This is a genomic window from Streptomyces sp. NPDC059009 (assembly GCF_042740175.1).
GTDB lineage: Bacteria > Actinomycetota > Actinomycetes > Streptomycetales > Streptomycetaceae > Streptomyces.
On sequence record NZ_JBHYJB010000053.1, the window covers coordinates 33,909 to 54,798 of the forward strand.

The window sequence follows — 20,890 nt, forward strand, 5'->3', positions numbered from 1 at the left end:
CGGGAACAAGCCGCCTGTGGACAACGCTGCACCCAGTACCCGAAGAGAGGCGGAACTGATGACCCAGGGACACCGGATCACCGTCGAGCAGGGCACCGACCGTGTGCGCGTGGTCCACGGCGGGCAGGTCGTGGCGGAGAGCGGACGCCCGCTCCTGCTGCGTGAGACGGGCTGCCCGGTGCGCTACTACCTCCCTCCGGAGGACGTGCGCACCGATCTGCTGACGGCGTCGGAGACCACCACGTACTGCCCGTTCAAGGGAACGGCCTCCTACTGGTCACTGCCGGGCGCGCAGGACCTGGTGTGGGCCTACCCCGACCCGAAGCCCGACGTGGCCGGGATCAAGGACCACCTCTGCTTCTACGAAGTCGAGGTCACCGAAGCGGACGTCGACGAAGTGGACGTCAGCGCACAGCCGTGAACGTCCTGCGGTAGGCCGCGGGCGACGTGCCGAGCACGGAACGCATGTGCTGGCGCAGCGAGTTGGCCGTCCCGAAGCCCGCCCGGTGCGCGACGAGGTCGATGGACAGGTCGCTCGACTCCAGGAGCTGCCGGGCCAGTTCGAGGCGCTGTGCGGTGAGCCAGCGCCCCGGAGTGGTCCCGGCCTCGTCGCGGAAGCGGCGCGTGAAGGTCCGCAGGCTCATGCGCGCGTGGGCGGCCATCTCGCCGAGCGAGAGCGGCTCCTGGAGCCGTTCGAGCGCCCACGCGCGTGTGGCGGCCGTCGTCGCCATCGTCGGCTCCGGGACGGGCCGTTCGATGTACTGGGCCTGTCCGCCGTCGCGCCACGGCGGCACGACGCACACGCGCGCGACGCTGTTGGCGACCGCGCTGCCGTGGTCCCGGCGCACCAGGTGCAGACACAGGTCCACGCCCGCGGCGACGCCCGCCGCCGTCAGCACGTCCCCGTCGTCCACGAAGAGCACGTCCTCGTCGACCCTGACCCGGGGGAACGTGCGCTGGAAGTGCCGGGCGACCTGCCAGTGCGTCGTCGCGGGCCGCCCGTCGAGGAGCCCGGCGGCGGCGAGCACGTACGAGGCGCTGCAGATCGACACCATGCGCGTACCGGGCCTGATCCGGGCGAGGGCGGCGGCGAGCGGCGGCGGCAGGACGCCCTCGTCGGTGCCGCCGCAGAGGTGGCGGGTGGGCGGGATGACGACGGTGTCGGCGCCCGCGAGCACTTCGGGACCGTGCTCCACGGCCACCGAGAACCCCGCCTCCGTGCGCACGGGACGCCCGTCGACGGTGCACACGACGACGTCGTACAGGGACCGCCCGGAGGCGTCCTCGGCGCTCCCCAAGACCCTTGAGGGGATGCCCAGTTCGAAGGGGTACACACCGTCGAGCGCGAGGACGGCGACGCGGTGCACGCTGCTGGCTGCCATGGCCAGATCCTGTCACATCATGGCCATACTGCCAGCACCATGATCGACCGCAGAGCCTCAGGCTGAAGCCATGACGACGAACACGAACAGCCTGAACAGCACGAACAGCACGAACAAGAAGATGCGCGCCATCGCCGCCCCCTCCTGGGGCGCCCCCGACGTCCTCACCCCCGTCGAGGTCGACCGCCCCGAGCCCGGCCTGACCGAGATCCTGGTGCGCGTCCACGCGGCCGGGGTCAACCCCGTCGACTGGAAGATCCGCGCCCACGGCACGATCGTCCCCTGGGAGCCGCAGACCCCGATCCTCGGTTACGACGTGTCGGGCACCGTCGAGGCGGTCGGCCCCGGAGTGACCCTGTTCGCGCCCGGGGACGAGGTGTTCGGGATGCCGCGCTTCCCCGAGCAGGCGAGTGCGTACGCCGAGTACGTGACGGCCCCCGCGCGCCGCTTCGTGCGCAAGCCGGAGGCCCTCGGCCACGTGGAGGCCGCCGCGCTCCCCCTCGCCGCCCTCACGGCCTGGCAGTCCCTCGTCGACACCGCGCAACTGCGGTCAGGACAGCGGGTGTTGATCCACGCGGCGGCGGGCGGCGTGGGCCACCTCGCGGTGCAGATCGCCAAGGCCAGGGGCGCGTACGTCATCGGCACCGCGCGCGCGGACAAGCACGCCTTCCTGAAGGGCCTCGGCGCGGACGAGCTGATCGACTACACGACGACGGACTTCGCCACCGCCGTACGGGACGTCGACGTCGTCCTGGACGGCATCGGCGGCGACTACGGAGACCGCTCGCTGCCCCTCGTGCGCCCCGGCGGCCACCTGGTGACGCTGCCGTCGCCGGACGACCTGCCGTCGGCGCGGGCGGCCGCGGAGCGGGGCGTGCACCTCGGCTGGACGGTCGTGGAGCCGGACAGCGCGGGACTCCAGGCCGTCGCCCGTCTCGTCGAGGAGGGAAAGCTCCGGGTCGAGATCGACGCGGTGCTGCCCCTGGAGGAGGCCGCGCAGGCCCACGCGCGCGGGGAGGAGGGCCGCACCCGGGGCAAGATCGTGCTCCGGGTGTCCTGACCCGGCTGATCGGCTGCCCCGGCTGACCCGCCCGCCCCGAACCGCTACGCGGCGGCCGTCGCCCGCTCCGTGGTCGCGATCGTCGCCGAGCCGACCACGCGCGTCCCGTCGTACAGGACGATCGCCTGGCCGGGGGCCACGCCCCGTACGGGCTCGGCGAAGGAGACCTTCAGCTCCGAGCCGTCGACGAGCTCCGCGGTCACCTCCGTCTCGCCGCCGTGGGCGCGCAGTTGGGCGGTGTACGTGCCGGGCCCGGACGGGGCGACGCCGCACCAGCGGGGCTTGACGGCGGTGAGCGCGGTGACGTCCAGGTCGGCGGCGGGGCCGACCGTCACCGTGTTGTTCACCGGCGAGATGTCCAGGACGTAGCGCGGCTTGCCGTCCGGGGCGGGGGTGCCGATCCTGAGCCCCTTGCGCTGGCCGATCGTGAAGCCGTACGCCCCCTCGTGCGTGCCCAGCTTGTTGCCGTCGGCGTCGACGATGTCGCCCTCCGCCTTGCCGAGCCGGTCGGCGAGGAAGCCCTGGGTGTCGCCGTCCGCGATGAAGCAGATGTCGTGCGAGTCCGGCTTCTTGGCGACGGCGAGGCCCCGGCGCTCGGCCTCCGCGCGGATCTCGTCCTTCGTGGTGACCGTGTCCCCGAGGGGGAAGAGCGCGTGGGCGAGCTGGCGGTCGTCCAGGACCCCGAGGACGTAGCTCTGGTCCTTGGCCATGTCCGAGGCGCGGTGCAGCTCGCGGGTGCCGTCCTCGTTCACGATCACCTGGGCGTAGTGGCCGGTGGCGACCGCGTCGAAGCCGAGCGCGAGGGCCTTGTCGAGCAGCGCCGCGAACTTGATCTTCTCGTTGCAGCGCAGGCAGGGGTTGGGGGTGCGCCCGGCCTCGTACTCCGCGATGAAGTCCTCGACGACGTCCTCGCGGAACCGCTCGGCGAGGTCCCACACGTAGAACGGGATGCCGATGACGTCCGCGGCGCGGCGGGCGTCGCGGGAGTCCTCGATGGTGCAGCAGCCGCGGGCGCCGGTGCGGAACGACTGCGGGTTGGCCGAGAGCGCGAGGTGCACTCCGGTCACGTCGTGCCCGGCTTCGGCCGCGCGGGCGGCGGCGACGGCGGAATCCACGCCTCCGGACATGGCGGCGAGTACGCGGAGGGGGCGGGTGCGCTGCGGGGTCTCAGTCATAGCCCTTACAGGGTACGGGCCGACGGGAACCGGATGCCCGTGCGTATGCGTTCACGATCACATGGGGGAAGACGAGACGACTCAGGGACAGGACGGCGAACGGCCCGCGCCCCGCTCACAGGGGCGGGGCCTCAACCGCCGCACACTCCTGATCGGCGGCGCCGTGGCCGCCGCGGGCACCGCCGTCCTCGCCCGCGACGAGCTCGGGCGCCTCTGGTGGCGGCTGCCCGGAGTCGTCAAGCGCCGCAAGGAGGGCGAGGTCGACGCGAAGGGCGCGCAGTGGGTCGCCGCGTCCGAGTACAACTGGCGCCGTGCGGACCGCCCCGACGACTACCGCATAGACCGCGTCGTCATCCACGTCGTCCAGGGCAGCTACGACACGGCCCTGCGCGTCTTCAAGGACCCGTCCCACGGCGCGGCCGCCCACTACGTGGTGCGCAAGGACGGCCACGTCGCCCAGATGATCAGAGAGCTCGACGTGGCGTTCCACGCGGGCAACAAGGACATGAACGAGCGGAGCATCGGCATCGAGCACGAGGGCTTCGTCGACAAGAAGTCCTCGTTCACGCCGCGGATGTACGCGGCGTCGGCCCGCCTCACCGCCGGGATCTGCAAGCGGTACGGGATACCGGTGGACCGGGAGCACATCATCGGGCACGTGGAGGTGCAGGGCACGGACCACACGGACCCGGGGCCGAACTGGGACTGGGACCTCTACATGCGCGAGGTGCGGGCCGCGCGGAAGCGCCTGGACCAGACGGAGGCGAAGGCGAAGCGGGAGAAGAGCTAGCTCAGCCCGGCCGCCCGCGCCCGCTCCACGGCGGGGCCGATCGCCTCCGCCACCGCCTCGACGTCCGCCTCGGTCGACGTATGGCCGAGGGAGAAGCGGAGCGTGCCGCGGGCCAGGTCCGGGTCCGTGCCCGTGGCGAGCAGGACGTGGCTGGGCTGGGCGACGCCCGCGGTGCACGCGGAGCCGGTGGAGCACTCGATGCCCTGGGCGTCCAGGAGGAGCAGCAGGGAGTCGCCCTCGCAGCCGGGGAACGTGAAGTGGGCGTTGGCCGGGAGGCGGCCCTCCGGGGACGGGTCGCCGCCGAGGATCGCGTCCGGGACCGCCGCCTGCACGGACTTCACCAGGTCGTCGCGGAGCGCGCCGACCTCGCGGGCGAACCGGGCGCGCTGCGCGGCGGCGTGCCGGCCCGCCACGGCGAAGGCCGCGACGGCGGGCACGTCGAGGGTCCCGGAGCGGACATGGCGCTCCTGGCCGCCGCCGTGCAGAACCGGCACGGGGCTGTACTCACGCCCGAGCAGCAGCGCCCCGATGCCGTACGGGCCGCCGATCTTGTGCCCGGAGACGGTCATCGCGGCGAGCCCCGAGGCGCCGAAGTCGACGGGCACCTGGCCGAACGCCTGCACCGCGTCGGCGTGCAGCGGGATGCCGAACTCCCGTGCCACGGCGGCGAGTTCCTGCACCGGCTGGAGCGTGCCGATCTCGTTGTTGGCCCACATGACGGTGGCCAGGGCGACGTCGTCGGGGTTCCGCTCGACGGCCGCGCGCAGGGCGTCGGGGTGGACGCGGCCGTGCGCGTCGACCGGGAGGTACTCGACGGTGGCGCCCTCGTGCTCGCCGAGCCAGTCCACGGCGTCGAGGACCGCGTGGTGCTCGACGGGGCTGGCGAGGACGCGAACGCGGGCGGGGTCGGCGTCGCGGCGGGACCAGAACAGGCCCTTCACGGCGAGGTTGTCGGACTCGGTGCCGCCCGAGGTGAACACGGTCTCGCTGGGGCGGGCGCCGAGCGAGGCGGCGAGCGCCTCGCGGGCCTCCTCGACGGTGCGCCGGGCCCGGCGCCCGGCCGCGTGCAGCGAGGAGGCGTTTCCGGTGACGGCGAGCTGGGCGGTCATCGCCTCGATCGCCTCCGGCAGCATCGGAGTGGTCGCGGCGTGGTCGAGATAGGCCATGGTGCCCCCGATTCTACGAGGCACTCGGCGCAGCCCGCCCCGGCCGTCGCCCACCTCCCCGAACGTCTCAGCCCGCGAGACTCCAAGAGGCCGTGCCGTCAACGGAGATGAGCGTGGCGAGCACGACGAGGTCGGCCACACCGAGGCCGAGGCCGAGCAGCGCGCGGCCGCGGCGGGCGGTGCCGCGCCACAGGGCGAGGCTCGCGAGCACGATGGCGACGGGGCCGAGGAAGAGGTTCAGGACGAGCAGGCCGAGCAGACCGAGGACGAACGAGGCGACGGCCATGCCGTCGGCGTCGCGGCGCACGGCAGGAGAGGCGGCGGGGGCGGTGAGGTGCATGAGATGACTCCTCAGTGACGGCGGGCGCGGCGCTCGCGGATCGCGAACACCAGCAGCCAGAGGCCGATGACGGCGGCGGCGACGAAGGTGACGGGGAGCGGGGCGTGGGCCACGGAGCCGAGCGCGACGCCGAGCAGCAGGAGGGCGGCGACGAGGAACAGCATGTGAATGCCTCTCAAAGGGAGGGCGGCAGGATAGGTGAACAGTTGTGGTTACAACTGTTCACTGACTGGAGAGTCTACGCCCTCTCCGGCTTTCAAATCTCAGAGAACAGTTGTTAACTGCATGGCATGAGTCACACCCTCGGCAGCCGGCAGGCCCAGAAGCAGAAGACCCGCCAGGCCCTCCTCGACGCGGCGCTCGCGCTCCTGGAGGAGCAGAGCCTCAGCAGCCTGGGCCTGCGCGAGGTCACCCGTGCCGTGGGCGTGGCCCCCACCGCCTTCTACCGCCACTTCCGGGACACCGCCGACCTCGGCGTGGCCCTGGTCGAGGAGGCGCTCGACAGCCTGCACACGACGCTCGGCGCGCTGCTGGCGGCGACCGGGGACGGCGAGGAACGGATCGCGGCGACCGTCGAGTTGATCGCCGCGTACGTCCGCAGCCACCCCGCCCACGTCCGCTTCATCGCCCGCGAGCGGCACGGCGGCGTCAGGGCGGTGCGGGACGCCATCGGCGCCCAACTCGACCTGTTCGCACGGGAGGTGGCCGGCCAGTTCGCGCGCGAGCCGGAGGGCAAGGGCTGGGACGAGGACGATCTGCTGATGCTCGCCCGGATGTACGTCGACCACATGGTGATGACGGCGTCGGCGTTCCTGGACGCCGACGGCGACACCGACGCGGCGGCACGGACGGCCGCGACGGCCCGCAAGCAGCTGCTCCTGGTGAGCCTCGGCCGCTACCACTGGCTGGACCGGTAAGGGTCAACTAGGCTCACTGTCTATGACAGTTGCCCACGACGCCTGGACCCTCGACCGCACCTTCGACAGCTCGTCCGGCACCGTCCGCTGGGCGGCGCTCGGACCGGAGGACGCCCCGCCCGTCGTCCTCCTCCACGGCACGCCCTTCTCCTCGTATGTCTGGCGGGACATCGCCCGCGCGCTCGCGCCCGGACACCGCGTGCACGTCTGGGACATGCCCGGCTACGGGGCGTCCGAGATGCGGGCCGGGCAGGATGTGTCGCTGGCCGCGCAGGCGCGGGTGTTCGCGGAGCTGCTCGCGCACTGGGGCCTCGACGGTGACGGTGTCGGAGGTGCGGGCGGGGGCACAGGCACGACCCAACCAGCCGTCGTCGCCCATGACTTCGGCGGCTGCGTGGCGCTGCGCGCGCACCTCCTGCACGGCGCGCGCTACGCCCGCCTCGCCCTCGTCGACCCGGTGGCGCTCGCCCCCTGGGGCTCCCCCACCTACCGCCTCCTCGGCGCGCACGCGGACGTCTTCGCGCAGCTGCCGCCCGAGCTGCACCGCGCCCTCGTCCGCGAGTACGTGAGCTCGGCGAGCCACCCCGGCCTGCACCCCGCGACCCTGGACCGGCTCGTGGACCCCTGGTGCACGGAGGCGGGACGGCCCGCCTTCTACCGCCAGATCGAGCAGAACGACCAGCGGTACACGGACGAAGTCCAGGACCGTTACGGCGAGTTGGGGACGTCCCCCATACTGATCTGCTGGGGCACGGAAGACACCTGGATCCCGGTGGCGAAGGGCCATGAGCTGGCGAAGCTGATCCCCGGCGCCGAGCTGCGGCTGATCGAGGGCGCCGGACACCTCGTACAGGAGGACGCGCCCGCGTCGCTCACGGCCGCGCTGACCCGCTTCCTTCAGGCGCCGCCGGCTCAGGGGGGTACAGCGCGCTGATCGCGGCGGCGTCGCGGGCGAGCAGTGCGCGGGCCTCCGGGGGGTCGAGGACCTCGACCGTGTCGACGAAGGCCAGCAGCGTGCGGGCCTCGCGCACATCGCCGTAGCCGAGCCGGACGGTGGCCCACTCCCCCTCCCCGGCGCTCTCCGGGGGCTCCGTGAGGGCGCCGCCGCAGAGCCGCAGGAACATGTCGAGCCGCTCCCTGCGTACGCGTGCCGTCACCGCGACGAGGCCCGGTCGCTCCTCGACCTGGCGCCGCAACACCTCCCAGGCGTCGGCGAGTTCGACGCCGGGCCGCCGCTGGACCGGTTCGTCCAGGAGGGCCGCCGAGCGCACCCGGTCGGCGCGGAAGAGCCGTGGTTCGCCGTCGCGGTCGGCGACCAGGTACCAGATGCCGGCCTTGGAGACGAGGCCGTACGGGTCGACGGTGTACGTCTTCGGCTCGGTGGCGCCGCTGTGCCGGTAGCGCAGCCGCAGGCGGCAGTCCGCGAAGACGGCGTCCTGGAGCACATCGAGCTCGACGGCGGCCGCCGGGACGCCGCGTGTCCAGCGCGAGGAGTCGACGAGGATCCGACGGCTCGTCAACTCGGCGGCGGGCCGGTGGGGTTCGGGCAGTGCGGCCATGACCTTGCGCAGCGCGGAGCCGAGCGCGGCGTCCAGGCCGAGCGCGGCGTGCGCGCCCTGACTGCCCAGGATGAACAGGGCCCGCGACTCGTCGGCGGTCAGCCCCGTGACATCGGTGCGGTACCCCGGGAGCAGCGCGATCCCGCCGTGCCGCCCGCGCTCGGCGTAGACCGGCACACCGGAGGCCGAGAGGGCTTCGATGTCCCGGTAGATGGTGCGCACGGAGACCTCGAGCCGGTCGGCCAGCTCGTGGGCGGGCACCTGCCCACGGGTCTGGAGGAGAAGGAGGATGGAGAGGAGGCGGTCGGACTTCACGGGGGCAGGATCTCGCAGTTCGGGGAGATTTCCGGGGGAAAGGCTGACGGTAGCTGTCAGGTTATAGGGGCACCCTGCTTCTCGTACGCGGACGCCGCGACAGTCATACGGAGCCCATCTCGTGGGCGTGCGACGACTCTTGGAGACAGACATGACCTCGACGAACCAGCCCCTGCCCGACCCCCGCCCGCTCTTCGCCCGCGCCAGCGAGCAGCTCCTGGAGTTGGTGTCGTCGGTCAAGCCCGAGCAGCTGTCCGACCCCACGCCGTGTACCGAGTTCGACGTGCGCGCCCTGATCGGGCATCTCGTCGGCGGACTGAAGCGCGTCGCGGTGGTGGGCGAGGGCGGGGACGGGCTCGCCGTGGACGTGGACATCAAGGGGCTCGCGGACGACGCGTGGGGCGCCGCGTACGACGAGGGGCGCCGGCGTGCGATCGCCGCGTGGACGGACGACGCCCGCCTCGACGCTACGGTCACGGTGCCGTGGGGCGAGGTACCGGGCCGGGCGGCGGTGTCCGGCTACGTGATGGAGTCGGCGACGCACACGTGGGACCTGGCGGTCGCGCTGGGGCGTTCCACGGGTGAGCTGGACCAGGAGGTGGCCCGATTCGCGCTCGGGGTCGCGCGCCAGGTGCTGCCCGCCGACCGCCGGGGCGAGGGAGTACCTTTCGCCGACGTGCAGCCCGCGGCCGAAGGGGCGGACGTGTATGGGGAGTTGGGGGCTTGGATGGGGCGCAGCGCCATGTGACGGAGGGCTGCGGCCCCCTGCGGCGGAGGGCGCCGCAGCCCCCTGTGACGGGGGCACCCCCATCAAGCCAGCTTGACCCGCGCCAGCTGCCGGGACTGGGCCACCAGCCGGTCCTCGCTGTCCCAGACCTCCGCGTCCTCCTCCAGGAAGCCGCCCGCCAGGTTGCGGGTCGTGATGGAGACGCGGAGGGGGCCCGGGGCGGGGCGGTGGCGGATGTGCGTGGTGAGTTCGACCGTGGGGACCCAGCCCATCAGGCCCAGTTCGAAGGCTGTGGGAGGCAGGGCGTCCACCACCAGGAGGAGCGACAAGGGGTCCGCGTCGCGGCCGTCCGCCAGGGAGAACCAGGCGCGCATCTCGCCCTTGCCCGAGGGCGCGCCGAGGGCCCAGCCGAGCGTGGACGGGTCCAGCTTCAGCGCCAGGCGCTCCGTGATCGCCGAACTCCCGGGCACGGGCGGGGCGTTGTCGGGGGCGTCCCCCGCGCCGAAGCACTGGTCGATCGGCGGGATCGCGGGGGGCTTCGCCGTCGTGCGGACGTCGTCGGGGAGGGTGTCCAGGTCGCCGTAGGAGGCCAGGACGCGGATGCGCTCCACCTCGCGGCCCTCCTCGTCGTACTGGAACAGCGACGCCTGGCCGGTGGAGAGCGTGCGGCCGCCGCGGACCACGTCGGTGCGGATGACCGCCGGGCCCGGCTGCGACGCCGTCAGGTAGTGCGCCGAGATCGTGAAGGGGTCGTCGTGCGGCAGCGCGTCGGCGAGGGCGCGGCCGATGAGGGCGAGGAGGTAGCCGCCGTTGACGGCGTTGATGATCGTCCAGCCCGCGGAGAGCTCCGCGTCGTAGACACCCGGCTCGCGGAGCGTGACCCGGGTGTCCCGGTCGAACTCGCTGTCGCCGATCGTCGCTGCTGCATCTGCCTTCATGCAGGCAAGGTACAACAGGAAACTACTGAGCGGTAGCTTTTTCAGGACCTCCGTTGCTTCCGGAGCTCACGCGCCCTCTTCCGGCTCCACCGCCGCCGACCTGCGGTTCCACGCCCGCGGTGCCCGCCAGTGGTACTTCATCGCCAGCAGTCGCAGGACGAACGCCGTCACGATCGCCAGGCCGCTCGTGAACGCCGTCAGGGCCTCATAGCGGATGCAGAGCGCCACCATCGTGGCGCCCACGATCGCGGGCACCGCGTACAGGTCGCGGTCCCAGCGCACCAGAGACGGCACCTCGTTGGCGATGATGTCGCGCAGCACACCGCCGCCGACCGCCGTCGCCAGGCCGAGGGCCACCGACGACGTGAGGCCGAGCCCGTAGTCGTACGCCTTCGTGGTGCCCGTGACGCAGAACAGGCCGAGTCCCGCCGCGTCGAAGACGTTCACCGCGAGCTGGGTGCGCTCCACCTCGGGGTGGAGGAAGAAGACCAGCAGCGCCGCGAAGAGCGGGGTGATGAAGTAGCCGAGGTCGGTGAAGGCCGCCGGGGGCACCGCGCCGATGACCAGGTCACGGAAGAGCCCGCCGCCGAGCGCGGTGACCTCGGCGAGGACCGCGATGCCGAACACGTCGAAGTTCTTGCGCACGGCGAGCAGGGCGCCGGAGATCGCGAAGACGAAGATCCCGACGATGTCCAGGGCGTGCTGGACGGAGGGCGTGAAGAGGTCTTGGAGCACGCGCCATTCTTACCTGCGGCCGGGCATGGGCCCGGTATGTGGCGCTGTCCGCCGATTGTCCGCCGAGCGCCCGGAGATGCACCGAGCGGGAGAGTGCTGGGGGCACTCTCCCGCTGGACGCGTATCCCTGTGACCGGGGGACCTACTCCTTGCCGTCCTCGCTCTTGCCCTTCGAGACCTCGGGAGAGTCCGAACCCTCCGCGCCCCCCGAGGGGTCCGCGGGCGCGGCCGGAGCGGAGGGAGCGCCGTCGCCGCCGCCCTCCCCGCCCACCGTCACCACGTCGATCGCCTCCCGCGCGACCGTCAGCAGCTCCGTGTCCTCGGGCGCCTGGTCCGCGAAGTTCTCCGGGTGGTGGCAGGCCACCTGCTGGCCGGGCTTGAGCGCGACGAGCGGGGGCTCCTTCGTCGTGCAGATCTGCGTCGCCTTCCAGCACCGGGTGTGGAAGCGGCAGCCCGAGGGCGGCGCGATCGGCGAGGGGACGTCGCCCTTGAGGAGGATCCGCTCGCTCTTCGCCCCGCGCCGGCGCGGGTCCGGGATCGGCACCGCGGACAGGAGCGCCTTGGTGTACGGGTGCATCGGCGCCTTGTACAGGGACGTGCGGTCGGCGATCTCCACGATCTTGCCGAGGTACATCACCGCGATCCGGTCCGAGACGTGCCGCACCACCGAGAGGTCGTGCGCGATGATCACGTACGTCAGGCCGAGCTCCGACTGGAGGTCGTCCAGGAGGTTGACGACCTGCGCCTGGATGGAGACGTCGAGCGCGGAGACCGGCTCGTCCGCCACGACCATCTTCGGGTTGAGCGCCAACGCCCGCGCGATGCCGATGCGTTGACGCTGACCGCCGGAGAACTCGTGCGGATAGCGGTTGTAGTGCTCGGGGTTGAGGCCGACCACCTCCAGGAGGCGCTGGACCTCCTTCTTGATCCCGCCCTCGGGCGTGACGCCCTGGAGCTTGAAGGGCGCGCTGACGATCGTGCCGATGGTGTGGCGCGGGTTCAGCGACGAGTACGGGTCCTGGAAGATCATCTGCACGTCGCGGCGCATCGGGCGCATGCCGCTGACACCGAGGTGCGTGATGTCCTTGCCCTCGAACTCGACCGTGCCCGCCGTCGGTTCGAGCAGCCGCGTGATGAGGCGGCCCATCGTCGACTTGCCGCAGCCCGACTCGCCCACGACGCCGAGGGTCTCGCCGGACTTCACGTCGAAGTCGATGCCGTCGACGGCCTTCACGGCGCCGACCTGGCGCTGCAGCAGACCCTTCCGGATCGGGAAGTGCTTCTGCAGGCCGGTCACCTTGAGCAGGGTCTCGCCGGGGGCGGCGTCCTTGGTGAGCGTCGCCCCGCCGCTCCCGGCCGGGCTCTGGGCGGGGATGTTCACGGCCGCCTCCTCGGGAACTTTCCTGTCGTCGCTCACAGCTTGGGCGCAATCTCTTCGGTCCAGATACGCTCCCGCTGCTCCTGCGTCATGTGGCAGGCGGCCCAGTGCCCGGTGCCGACCTCGGAGAGGTCGGGGCGGACGGTGCGGGTGACGTTGTCCTTGGGGACGTCCGCGTACGGGCAGCGCGGGTTGAAGGCGCAGCCGGACGGGATGTTGATGAGCGAGGGCGGGGAGCCCTTGACCGGGATGAGGCGCTCGGTCTGCTCCTTGTCCAGGCGCGGCATCGAGCCCAACAGGCCCCAGGTGTAAGGGTGTCGGGGCTCGTAGAAGACCTTCTCGGCGGGCCCGCGCTCGACGCAGCGGCCGCCGTACATCACCAGGATCTGGTCGGCGAGCTCGGCGACCACGCCCAGGTCGTGGGTGATGATGATGACGGCCGAGCCGAACTCCTTCTGCAGGTCCCGGATCAGGTCCAGGATCTGCGCCTGCACGGTGACGTCCAGGGCGGTGGTCGGCTCGTCGGCGATGAGCAGCTCCGGGTTGTTCACCAGCGACATGGCGATCATCGCGCGCTGCCGCATACCGCCGGAGAACTCGTGCGGGTACGAGTCGACTCGCTTGTCCGGCTGGGGAATTCCGACCCGGTCGAGCATCTCGATGGCCCGCTTGCGCGCCACCTTCTTGTCCACGTCGTGGTGGACCCGGTACGCCTCCACGATCTGCTTGCCGATCGTGAAGTACGGGTGCAGGGAGGACAGCGGGTCCTGGAAGATCATCGCCATGTCCCGGCCGCGCAGCTTGCGCACCCGGTCGGGGTCGGCGGTGAGCAACTCCTCGCCGTCCAGCCAGATCTCGCCGGAGAGCTGCGCCTTGCGCTTGCCGTACTGGCCGGTGGTGTGCAGGCCCATGATGCCGAGCGAGGTGACCGACTTGCCGGAGCCGGACTCGCCCACGATGCCGAGGGTCTGGCCCTTCTCCAGCTGGAAGCTCAGCCCGTCGACGGACTTGACCAGGCCGTCGTCGGTCGGGAAGTGCACCTTGAGGTCGCGTACTTCGAGGAAGGCGGTGGGGCTCGGCGAGTCCGCGGTGGGCTCGCCGACCGCTGCACCGGTCTTGTTGAGCTCTGTCATGCGAGCCTCACTCGGGGGTCGATCACGGCGTACAGGATGTCCACGACGAGGTTCGCGATGATGACCGCGCCCGAGGTGATCAGGGTGACCCCGAGGATCAGCGGCAGGTCGCGCTCGTTGATCGCGCGGAGCACGGCCTGGCCGAGGCCGGGAAGGCTGTACGTGGTCTCGGTCAGGATCGCGCCGCCGATGAGGGCGCCGAGGTCCATGCCGAGCAGGGTGAGGATCGGCGTCATCGTGGAGCGCATGGCGTGCTTGCCGATGACGACGGGTTCGCTGAGGCCCTTGGCGCGGGCGGTGCGGATGTAGTCCTCGCCCATGACCTCCAGCATGGTCGCCCGGGTGAGCCGGGCGTACATCGCCGCGTAGAGGAAGGCGAGGGTGATCCAGGGCAGGATCAGTCCGCTGAACCAGCCGCTCGGTGAGTCCGCGAAGGCCACGTACTCGCCGTCGACCCAGCCGAGGCTGTAACTGAAGATCGCGAGCGACAGCAGGCCGGTGAAGTAGATGGGGAGCGAGACGCCGGCGAGGGCGATGGTCATCGCGGTGCGGTCCCACAGCGTGCCGCGCTTGAGGGCGGAGAGCACACCGGCGGCCAGACCGAAGATCAGCCACAGGATGGCGGCGCCGATCGCGAGGGCCATGGTGACCGGGAGGCGGTCCTTGAGGACCGGCCAGATGGCCTGCTCGTTCTTGAACGAGTAGCCGAAGCACGGCGCGGAGCAGTGGACGGTGTCGCCACCGCTGCTGTAGGTGCGGCCGACGAAGATGCCCTTGACGAACTCCCAGACCTGCACGAGGAGCGGGTCGTCGAGCTGGAGTTTCTCGCGGACTGCCTCCAGGCCGCGGGCGTCGGACTGCTTGCCGACGTACATGGCCGCGACGTCCACACCGGACCATTTGGGAATCAGGAAGAAGATGCCGAACGTCACGAAGATGACGATCACAAGCATCACGACGACGGCGAACAACCGCCTGATGATGTAAGCGAGCACTGCTCTTGGCCCGGTGTGGCCGGGTCGGAGGCACCGGATTACGGTGCCTCCGACCCGTCACACGACGGCCCTCACCTGCCCTTCGTGCCTAGCGGCGGGTGCGCCGGCGGAGCGGTCGGACGGTCACTTCACGCCCAGGGAGGCGTAGTCGTAGAAACCGTTGTTGTTGGTGGTCGTGTAGGCGTTCGTCAGCCGCGTGCTGCGGTACTTGAGGTTCTTCTCGAAGACGAACGGCAGGTAGACCGCGTGCTCGGAGACCTTCTTGTTGATCTCCGTGTAGTACTTCGAAGCCTCTTCGGGCGTCTTGGCCTGGCTGGCCGCCTTCTCGAAGAGCGCGTCGATCGACTTGTCCTTGAGCATCGAGTAGTTGTTGTTACCGCTCGACAGGATGTACTTCGAGTGCACCAGCGGCTGCATGTAGCCCTGGCCGGACGAGAAGTCCGGGCCCCAGCCCATGATGATGATGCCGTAGCCCTTGTCCTTGACGACCTTCGGGTTGCCGATGATGCCGGCCGTCTGCGAACCGTCGTACTGGTCGATGTCGGCGTCGATGCCGATCTTCTTCAGCGACGCCTGCAGGGACTGCGCGGTGTCGACCTCGACGGCCTTGTTGTTGCGGACCGCGATGGTGGTCTTGAAACCGCTCGGCTTGCCGCAGGCCTTCAGCTCTTCCTTGGCCTTGGCGATGTTCGGCTTGCCGCCGTTGGCGGCCTGGCCGTACGGGTCGTACTTCGGGTCCGCGCCGCCGATGTTCTTCGGCAGCATGTTGGTGCCGATGTCACCGCCGGCCTGCGGGCCGCCGCGCGCGTTCTGCAGCGACTTGTGGTCGGCACCGTAGATCACGGCCTTGCGGCAGTGGATGTTGTCGAACGGCTTGACCGTCTGCGGGAAGGCCGCGTAACGGATGTAGCCCGTGTCCGGGTTGTCGACGTTGCCGCGGTGGTCCCTGATCGCCTTGGCACGGCCCGCGGCGCCGAGGCCGGTGCCGTTGATGTCGACGTCGTAGTCACCGTTGAGGAGACGGTTGTCCATCTCGTCGGAGTTGGTGATGAAGTCGACCGTGATCTTGTCCGGCAGGGCCGCGCGGGCCGTGTCGGTGGACTTGTCCCAGTTCTTGTTGCGGACCAGCTCCATCTTCTTGTTGGGCGAGTACGACTGGAACTGGTAGGGGCCGCTGGAGAACGGCTTGAGGCCGTACTTGGACTTGGTGTCCATGTCCTGGCGGACCGGGGTGCCGGAGGGCATCGCCAGCATCTGCTCGAAGTCGACGTTCGGCTTCGGGAGCTTGAAGACGATGGTCTTGTCGTTGGGCGTCTCGATCTGCTTCAGACCGAGCTTGTCCTTGGACTTGTCCTCGTACGGGCCGGGGTACTTCTTGTCCGGGTCGAGCACCTGCTGCAGGTAGACCGGGCCACCGGAGATGACCTTGTCCGCCCAGATGCGCTCAATGCCGTACTTGATGTCCTTGGACGTGATGGGCTTGCCATCCTGCCACTTGATGCCGTCCTTGAGCGTGTACGTGTACGTCTTGCGGTCGGCGGAGACCTTGGCCAGACCCGTCGCCAGGTCGGGGACGAGCGTCTCGCTCTCCTTGCCCGGGGCCGGCTTGTAGGTGATGAGCTGGCGCGTGTAGTAGCGCGCGAAGTCCCACATGAAGCCGTAGTAGCCGCGCTGCGGGTCCCAGGAGTCGGCTTCCTGGGTGCCGATGAACTTCAGCGTGCCGCCCTTTTTGGTGGACGCGTTGGCGACCTTGCTGTTGCCCGCGTTGAAGCCGGGGCCGTCGCCCTTGTCGTCCTTGCCGCCACCGCCACACGCCGCGGTGGAGAGCAGAGCCGCGACGGCGATGGCCGACGCGACGGCCGTCTTTCGCCTCGATGAGCCTAGGGTTGTCACGATCTCGCTTCCTCCGTCATGAGAGTCACGGTCCGTGCGGTGCGCCGGACCGGGGTACTGGGGGGTGGGTCCGGGGTCAGCGGGAGCCCTTGGGATCAAGGGCGTCGCGCACGCCGTCGCCGAACAGGTTGAAGGCCAGGACCGTGATGAAGATGGCGCAACCCGGGATGATCATGTACATCGGGTCGAGCTCGTAGGTCTGCACGGCCTTCGACAGCATCTGGCCCCACGACGCGGTGGGCGGTTTGACGCCCGCTCCGAGGAAGCTCAGCGCGGCCTCGGTGAGGATGTTCGTCGGGATCATCAGCGTCATGTAGACGGTGATCGGGGCGATGAGGTTGGGCAGCAGTTCCTTGAACAGGATGTACGTGCGCCCGGCGCCGAGGCTGCGCGCCGCCTCGACGTACTCACGCTCGCGCAGGGACAGCGTCTGGCCTCTGACGATGCGGCCGACATAGGGCCAGCCGAAGAAGCCGATGACGGTGATCAGGACCATCATGCGCACACCCGTACCGGTGATCCCGAACATCTTGGTGGGGACCACGGAGATCAGGGCGATGGTGAAGAGCAGCTGCGGGAAGGAGAGCAGCATGTCCATCACGCGGCTGATGACGGCGTCGATCCAGCCGCCGAAGAAGCCGGCGATGACGCCGAGGACGGTGCCGATGACGACGGCGACCACGGCGGCGAGGAAGCCGACGAGGAGCGAGATCCGCGCCCCGTAGACGACGCGGCTGAACACGTCGCGGCCGGTGCCCGGCTCCAGACCGAAGAGGAAGTCCGAGCTCATGCCGCCGCGCGCCCCGACCGGGGCCGAGGTCAGCGGGTCGATGTACTTCTCGCTGTCGTGGTACTGGTTCGGCGGGTGGCCGAGCAGATCCACGATGAACGGCGCGAAGACCGCGACGAGGATCAGGAAGACGACAACGATGCCACCGGACAGGGCCAGCTTGTCCTTCTTGAGCCGACTCCAGGCGATACGGCCGAGCGAGCGGCCTTCGACGGCCTTCGCGCCCGCGGGCACAGCGAGATCCGCGGTCGCGGTCGGATCCGCAGCCGCGGGCGTGTCGTGGATTGGTGCCGTCATCGTGGCAAGGACCCCTCTCAACCGGCGGTGACCGGCCCGCACTTGCCGCTGTAGCGGCGTCGTTAGTCCGTCGTACACAGGGGCGAAGACCCCTGGTGCGGGAGTCTTCATCGGCGCCGTGAGTGTGGGCCAGACCTCACGGAGAAAGGTGACGCAACCGTGATGTGGCCTGGACCCTTCCGGTATCCGAACATCGAGGACGGCCAGCCGGACTGCGCGACCCCCAGCCAAAACGCCCATTTCAGGGGCCTATTGGGGCAAGCGCATCGGTCCCGCGCATGTGCCATCTCAAGTTTGGCGCATGGAAGGTGAGTTGAGGGCACGGACGGCCAACTGTCCATTTTCGGCCGCCCGTTGAGATCACCACGCGCCACATGTGACACAGGTCACACATGAGGGCCGCCTCGCCCCGTTCGCACCATGCCGCCCCATTCATCCACTCCGCAAAACCGCCCAACCGGGGCGCCACAAGCGGAGGTTCGCGTTCCTGGGTGTCCGCACTTGAGGTTCCCCTGAGCTATTCGGAATGCGATTCCGCAGTTCGCTTGCTGCGGCCACCCCGGATCGCTAACTTCACTCCCGCCGCACCGAAATGCCGGTCCGACAATTCGGCAATTCACGTACGGGGGCCGTACGGGGGCGCTGCGCCCGCTCACATTTTTCGTGAGCGGGCGCAGCGGCATGCCCGAAATGAATGGCGAAGCAGTGCGAAAAGGCACTGTGGCGCACGCCACATTCGCAAGTAATGCCAGGTCAACTGCGGTCACTGGGCGCGAACTTGAGGTTCTTCTGAGAATAGATGCACGTCTTTCAAGTAATCCGTTGCCACCCACAGGACGCATCAGTAAGTTCCTCCCCGAAAGCGGAAGTGCCAGCAGAACGAAACGCCAACAAAACAAAACATGGGGAAACGGGGAATCTTGCACGCCATTCGGAAGCAGACGATTTTTTCGGGTGCTGCAGCGGCAGCCATACTCACGGGCTGTCTCATCACGGTCCCGGGGGCCGCGCCTGACGCCAGCGCGCGCTGCAACGAGTACACCTTCTTCAAGGTGAAGAAGGTCGGTCACGCCTACCACAAGGGCGTCGGCCCCAAGGTGGGCATGCAGACGCAGCGCTACAAGGACAAACTCAAGTACGCGAAGAAGCTCAGCACCTCCCGCTCGACGAGCTGGACGTTCGGTGGCTCCGCGTCCGTGAGCTGGGGCATCGGCAAGATCGAGGCCAAGACCGACTACAACGTGACCAAGAAGACCACGACCGGTTACACCGTCACGGCCACGCTGACGATCCCCAAGAAGAGCTATGGCGCCATTCAGCCGAAGGCGCGCTACCAAAAGTTCTCGATCAAGCGGTACATCTCGGACGAGGCGTGCCACACGCGCGTCCTGAAGAACTACGGAACCATGGGCGCCATCGTGGACCCCGTGGACTTCCGCACCTGCGTCTCGCGCAGGCACTGCAGCCCGTGACACACCGCCGGGGCCTCTCTTTCCAGGAGAGGCCCCGGTCTTTCCAGGAGAAGACCCGGGCCGTGGCCCCTCACGGCCCCGCCCTCGTCGCCACGATCACGCACTCCGTCGGCGCCGACGCCAGCACCTGCCGCCGGGGCCGGACGAACCCGGCCTCCGCGAGCCACTCCGCGTACTCCTCGAAGCCATAGGTGCGGCCTCCCTGCGTATGGAACAGGTTGAGGCTGAAGAGCCGGACGTGGGCCTCGCCGAGGCGGCCCGCCGCCCGGTCGACGTCGGGGAGGGGTTCCAGGAGGGCCACCGTCCCGCCGGGGGCGACCGCCGACGCGGTGGCGCGCAGCAGGGCCCTGCTCTCCTCGGCGCCGTTGCCGTGCAGGACGTTGAAGAGCAGCGCCACATCGTGTCCGGTACCGAAGTCGGCGCTCAGCCAGTCCCCTTCGCGGAGCGTGAAGCGGCCTTGCAGGCGCGCCCTGGCGATCGCCTCCGCACCGATCGCCAGGGCGCCCGGCAGGTCCACCAGCGTCGCGTGCAGCCGCGGGTGGCGGCGGCAGAACGCCAGGGCGTAGCGGGCGTGGCCGCCTCCGATGTCGAGGAGGCGGGTGGCGTCCGCCGGGACCGGGACCAGGTCGACCACGTCGTCCTTCAGGGAGTCGGCCAGACCGGTGAGCATCGTCTGGAACTGGCGCAGCGTGTCCGGGCGTTGCTCGATCCAGGAGTAGAAGTCGACGGCCCGGCGCCCCTTGCGCACCGATTCCTCCAGGTCCGTCCAGAGGTCGCCGATCACCGCCTGCCAGAACGAGAAGGCGCTCGCGTAGTCGTCGGGGGCGTCGCGGCGCAGCCAGGTGTCGGTCGCCGCCGTGTTCGCGTAGCCGCCCTCGTGGCGTGTCAGGTAGCCGAAGCTGACCAGCGCGTCCAGGAGCACCGTGAGCCCGCGCTCGTCGGTGGCCGTGCGCGCCGCGAGCTCCGTCGCGCCGAGCGGGCCCGCGTGCAGCTCCTCGAAGACGCCGAGCCGGAAGGCGGCGCCCGCGGCCCGGAAGGAGACCGCCCCGATGAAGTCCAGGTAGGCGGCCGGGGCCTCGTTGGTGTCCGTATAGCGGCGCAGTTCCTCAGGGTCCGGTACGAGCGGCACAGGTCCTCCTCTCGCTCAGGGGGGTCAGGCCGTGCGCGGCCGCCGCCTCGTCGACCTTCGTGCGCAGCCGCGTGGGGATGTCGTCGTACGGGAAGCGCTCCAGATACGCCTCCATGTAGTCGCGGTCGTGCGCCAGGAACGGCAGGTCGGTCGGGACCATGTAGCGGATGGCGAGCAGCGGCACGGGGCTGTGCAGCGGCCGGAAGTCGTCGTTCCAGAGACCGGCCTTCTGGGGCGGGGCGTCGTGGAACTCCCCGATCATCAGCCCGTGCGAGACGTAGTCGATCTTCAGGGCCTCCTGGCTGGCGTCGATGAAGCGGGTCAGGTCGGCGGGCGGCACGTCGGGGAAGAGCACCAGGATGGTCCGGAACTGGGCCGCCGAGAGTCCGGCGGGCCCCATCTCCAGGAACCAGTCCCGGTAGTACGTGAGGGTCGACGCCACCACCCCGAGGTCGTCGGGCACGCCCCGGTACAGGCCGAGGTAGAAGGTGCCGCGGTCCATGGAGCCCTGGGCGAAGGGGCAGACGGGGCCGCGGCGGCCGAGCTCCGGGTGCGGGTTGGTGAGGTACTCGCTCGCCCAGCGCGCGACCGTGCGGAAGGCGTCCTCGTGGCCCCGCACCGCCTCGGGCAGCGGGTCGCGCGGGAGGTCGGCGAGTTCGAGGAGCAGCCGTTCGGGATAGGACCAGTCGATCAGCACGG

The 20,890-nt window shown here is 70.2% G+C and carries 22 protein-coding genes; 7 read left to right on the forward strand and 15 right to left on the reverse strand.

Features of this window, described 5'->3' with window-relative positions; translation table 11 throughout:
* Positions 1-58 precede the first annotated feature (58 nt).
* Positions 59-421 carry a DUF427 domain-containing protein gene (locus ACFWYM_RS38745; protein ID WP_384848220.1) on the forward strand — a complete coding sequence of 121 codons (363 nt, stop codon included), beginning with the start codon at positions 59-61 and terminating at the stop codon, positions 419-421.
* Here ACFWYM_RS38745 and ACFWYM_RS38750 read toward each other — a convergent pair.
* Complete coding sequence (locus tag ACFWYM_RS38750; RefSeq protein ID WP_384848223.1) at positions 405-1,382, reverse strand: GlxA family transcriptional regulator; 978 nt, start codon at positions 1,380-1,382, stop codon at positions 405-407. The genes ACFWYM_RS38745 and ACFWYM_RS38750 overlap by 17 nt on opposite strands.
* A gap of 70 nt (positions 1,383-1,452) precedes the next feature.
* On the opposite strand from ACFWYM_RS38750, the gene ACFWYM_RS38755 reads away from it, so the two are divergent.
* Positions 1,453-2,442, forward strand: coding sequence for an NADP-dependent oxidoreductase (locus tag ACFWYM_RS38755; protein ID WP_384848226.1), 990 nt, complete (start codon positions 1,453-1,455; stop codon positions 2,440-2,442).
* Between the two features lie 44 nt (positions 2,443-2,486).
* On the opposite strand, the gene mnmA is transcribed toward ACFWYM_RS38755, so the two are convergent.
* On the reverse strand, positions 2,487-3,617 hold the full coding sequence (gene mnmA / locus ACFWYM_RS38760; RefSeq protein ID WP_384848231.1) for a tRNA 2-thiouridine(34) synthase MnmA: 1,131 nt from the start codon (positions 3,615-3,617) through the stop codon (positions 2,487-2,489).
* A gap of 61 nt (positions 3,618-3,678) precedes the next feature.
* On the opposite strand from mnmA, the gene ACFWYM_RS38765 reads away from it, so the two are divergent.
* Positions 3,679-4,407 carry an N-acetylmuramoyl-L-alanine amidase gene (locus tag ACFWYM_RS38765; RefSeq protein WP_384848234.1) on the forward strand — a complete coding sequence of 243 codons (729 nt, stop codon included), beginning with the start codon at positions 3,679-3,681 and terminating at the stop codon, positions 4,405-4,407.
* Here the strand turns inward: ACFWYM_RS38765 and ACFWYM_RS38770 are convergent.
* The 3 genes from ACFWYM_RS38770 to ACFWYM_RS38780 form a co-directional block, all read right to left on the reverse strand.
* A complete protein-coding gene (locus tag ACFWYM_RS38770; RefSeq protein WP_384848237.1) occupies positions 4,404-5,573 on the reverse strand; it encodes a cysteine desulfurase family protein in 1,170 nt (389 codons plus the stop codon). The genes ACFWYM_RS38765 and ACFWYM_RS38770 overlap by 4 nt on opposite strands.
* A gap of 67 nt (positions 5,574-5,640) precedes the next feature.
* Positions 5,641-5,913 carry a DUF4190 domain-containing protein gene (locus ACFWYM_RS38775; RefSeq protein ID WP_384848240.1) on the reverse strand — a complete coding sequence of 91 codons (273 nt, stop codon included), beginning with the start codon at positions 5,911-5,913 and terminating at the stop codon, positions 5,641-5,643.
* An 11-nt stretch (positions 5,914-5,924) separates the two neighbouring features.
* The gene (locus tag ACFWYM_RS38780) at positions 5,925-6,092 is read right to left on the reverse strand and encodes a hypothetical protein (protein ID WP_384848329.1); all 168 of its coding nucleotides are present in this window, start codon (positions 6,090-6,092) and stop codon (positions 5,925-5,927) included.
* A 111-nt stretch (positions 6,093-6,203) separates the two neighbouring features.
* Between ACFWYM_RS38780 and ACFWYM_RS38785 the strand changes: the two genes are divergently transcribed.
* Positions 6,204-6,830 (forward strand): TetR family transcriptional regulator, encoded by a 627-nt coding sequence (locus tag ACFWYM_RS38785; protein WP_384848243.1) that lies wholly within the window; start codon positions 6,204-6,206, stop codon positions 6,828-6,830.
* Positions 6,831-6,852: 22 nt separating this feature from the next.
* The gene (locus ACFWYM_RS38790; protein ID WP_384848246.1) at positions 6,853-7,764 is read left to right on the forward strand and encodes an alpha/beta fold hydrolase; all 912 of its coding nucleotides are present in this window, start codon (positions 6,853-6,855) and stop codon (positions 7,762-7,764) included.
* Here the strand turns inward: ACFWYM_RS38790 and ACFWYM_RS38795 are convergent.
* Positions 7,703-8,704: a helix-turn-helix transcriptional regulator gene (locus ACFWYM_RS38795; RefSeq protein WP_384848249.1), complete on the reverse strand. Its 1,002-nt coding sequence runs from the start codon at positions 8,702-8,704 to the stop codon at positions 7,703-7,705. The genes ACFWYM_RS38790 and ACFWYM_RS38795 overlap by 62 nt on opposite strands.
* Positions 8,705-8,855: 151 nt before the next feature.
* On the opposite strand from ACFWYM_RS38795, the gene ACFWYM_RS38800 reads away from it, so the two are divergent.
* Positions 8,856-9,452: a TIGR03086 family metal-binding protein gene (locus ACFWYM_RS38800; RefSeq protein WP_384848252.1), complete on the forward strand. Its 597-nt coding sequence runs from the start codon at positions 8,856-8,858 to the stop codon at positions 9,450-9,452.
* 62 nt (positions 9,453-9,514) lie between these two features.
* Here ACFWYM_RS38800 and ACFWYM_RS38805 read toward each other — a convergent pair whose 3' ends face one another.
* The 7 genes from ACFWYM_RS38805 to ACFWYM_RS38835 all read right to left on the reverse strand — a co-directional run bounded on the left by ACFWYM_RS38805 (position 9,515) and on the right by ACFWYM_RS38835 (position 17,590).
* Positions 9,515-10,369: a thioesterase family protein gene (locus tag ACFWYM_RS38805; protein ID WP_384848255.1), complete on the reverse strand. Its 855-nt coding sequence runs from the start codon at positions 10,367-10,369 to the stop codon at positions 9,515-9,517.
* A 66-nt stretch (positions 10,370-10,435) separates the two neighbouring features.
* Positions 10,436-11,104, reverse strand: coding sequence for a trimeric intracellular cation channel family protein (locus ACFWYM_RS38810; protein ID WP_384848258.1), 669 nt, complete (start codon positions 11,102-11,104; stop codon positions 10,436-10,438).
* 142 nt (positions 11,105-11,246) lie between these two features.
* On the reverse strand, positions 11,247-12,485 hold the full coding sequence (locus ACFWYM_RS38815) for an ABC transporter ATP-binding protein (protein WP_384848261.1): 1,239 nt from the start codon (positions 12,483-12,485) through the stop codon (positions 11,247-11,249).
* Between the two features lie 32 nt (positions 12,486-12,517).
* Positions 12,518-13,615, reverse strand: a complete 1,098-nt coding sequence (locus tag ACFWYM_RS38820) for an ABC transporter ATP-binding protein (protein ID WP_384848264.1) — start codon at positions 13,613-13,615, stop codon at positions 12,518-12,520.
* Positions 13,612-14,610, reverse strand: coding sequence for an ABC transporter permease (locus tag ACFWYM_RS38825; RefSeq protein WP_384848267.1), 999 nt, complete (start codon positions 14,608-14,610; stop codon positions 13,612-13,614). Before ACFWYM_RS38825 ends, ACFWYM_RS38820 begins: the two co-directional genes overlap by 4 nt.
* 123 nt (positions 14,611-14,733) lie before the next feature.
* Positions 14,734-16,503, reverse strand: a complete 1,770-nt coding sequence (locus ACFWYM_RS38830) for an ABC transporter substrate-binding protein (RefSeq protein WP_384848270.1) — start codon at positions 16,501-16,503, stop codon at positions 14,734-14,736.
* Between the two features lie 76 nt (positions 16,504-16,579).
* Positions 16,580-17,590 (reverse strand): ABC transporter permease, encoded by a 1,011-nt coding sequence (locus ACFWYM_RS38835; protein ID WP_384848273.1) that lies wholly within the window; start codon positions 17,588-17,590, stop codon positions 16,580-16,582.
* 1,052 nt (positions 17,591-18,642) lie between these two features.
* Between ACFWYM_RS38835 and ACFWYM_RS38840 the strand changes: the two genes are divergently transcribed.
* On the forward strand, positions 18,643-19,062 hold the full coding sequence (locus ACFWYM_RS38840) for a hypothetical protein (protein ID WP_384848276.1): 420 nt from the start codon (positions 18,643-18,645) through the stop codon (positions 19,060-19,062).
* 70 nt (positions 19,063-19,132) lie between these two features.
* Here the strand turns inward: ACFWYM_RS38840 and ACFWYM_RS38845 are convergent, their stop codons facing one another.
* Together ACFWYM_RS38845 and ACFWYM_RS38850 are read right to left on the reverse strand one after the other, a co-directional pair.
* Positions 19,133-20,191: a methyltransferase gene (locus ACFWYM_RS38845; RefSeq protein WP_384848279.1), complete on the reverse strand. Its 1,059-nt coding sequence runs from the start codon at positions 20,189-20,191 to the stop codon at positions 19,133-19,135.
* The gene (locus ACFWYM_RS38850) at positions 20,169-20,888 is read right to left on the reverse strand and encodes a DUF6875 domain-containing protein (protein WP_384848282.1); all 720 of its coding nucleotides are present in this window, start codon (positions 20,886-20,888) and stop codon (positions 20,169-20,171) included. The genes ACFWYM_RS38845 and ACFWYM_RS38850 overlap by 23 nt, the downstream gene beginning before the upstream one ends.
* Between the last annotated feature and the right edge of the window lie 2 nt (positions 20,889-20,890).

Excerpts from the sequence above, each read along its gene's own strand:
- ACFWYM_RS38745 (WP_384848220.1), top strand. The coding sequence starts at position 59 with ATGACCCAGGGACACCGGATCACCGTCGAGCAGGGCACCGACCGTGTG.
- ACFWYM_RS38750 (WP_384848223.1), bottom strand. The coding sequence starts at position 1,382 with ATGGCAGCCAGCAGCGTGCACCGCGTCGCCGTCCTCGCGCTCGACGGT.
- ACFWYM_RS38755 (WP_384848226.1), top strand. The coding sequence starts at position 1,453 with ATGACGACGAACACGAACAGCCTGAACAGCACGAACAGCACGAACAAG.
- mnmA (WP_384848231.1), bottom strand. The coding sequence starts at position 3,617 with ATGACTGAGACCCCGCAGCGCACCCGCCCCCTCCGCGTACTCGCCGCC.
- ACFWYM_RS38765 (WP_384848234.1), top strand. The coding sequence starts at position 3,679 with ATGGGGGAAGACGAGACGACTCAGGGACAGGACGGCGAACGGCCCGCG.
- ACFWYM_RS38770 (WP_384848237.1), bottom strand. The coding sequence starts at position 5,573 with ATGGCCTATCTCGACCACGCCGCGACCACTCCGATGCTGCCGGAGGCG.
- ACFWYM_RS38775 (WP_384848240.1), bottom strand. The coding sequence starts at position 5,913 with ATGCACCTCACCGCCCCCGCCGCCTCTCCTGCCGTGCGCCGCGACGCC.
- ACFWYM_RS38785 (WP_384848243.1), top strand. The coding sequence starts at position 6,204 with ATGAGTCACACCCTCGGCAGCCGGCAGGCCCAGAAGCAGAAGACCCGC.
- ACFWYM_RS38790 (WP_384848246.1), top strand. The coding sequence starts at position 6,853 with ATGACAGTTGCCCACGACGCCTGGACCCTCGACCGCACCTTCGACAGC.
- ACFWYM_RS38800 (WP_384848252.1), top strand. The coding sequence starts at position 8,856 with ATGACCTCGACGAACCAGCCCCTGCCCGACCCCCGCCCGCTCTTCGCC.
- ACFWYM_RS38805 (WP_384848255.1), bottom strand. The coding sequence starts at position 10,369 with ATGAAGGCAGATGCAGCAGCGACGATCGGCGACAGCGAGTTCGACCGG.
- ACFWYM_RS38820 (WP_384848264.1), bottom strand. The coding sequence starts at position 13,615 with ATGACAGAGCTCAACAAGACCGGTGCAGCGGTCGGCGAGCCCACCGCG.
- ACFWYM_RS38835 (WP_384848273.1), bottom strand. The coding sequence starts at position 17,590 with ATGACGGCACCAATCCACGACACGCCCGCGGCTGCGGATCCGACCGCG.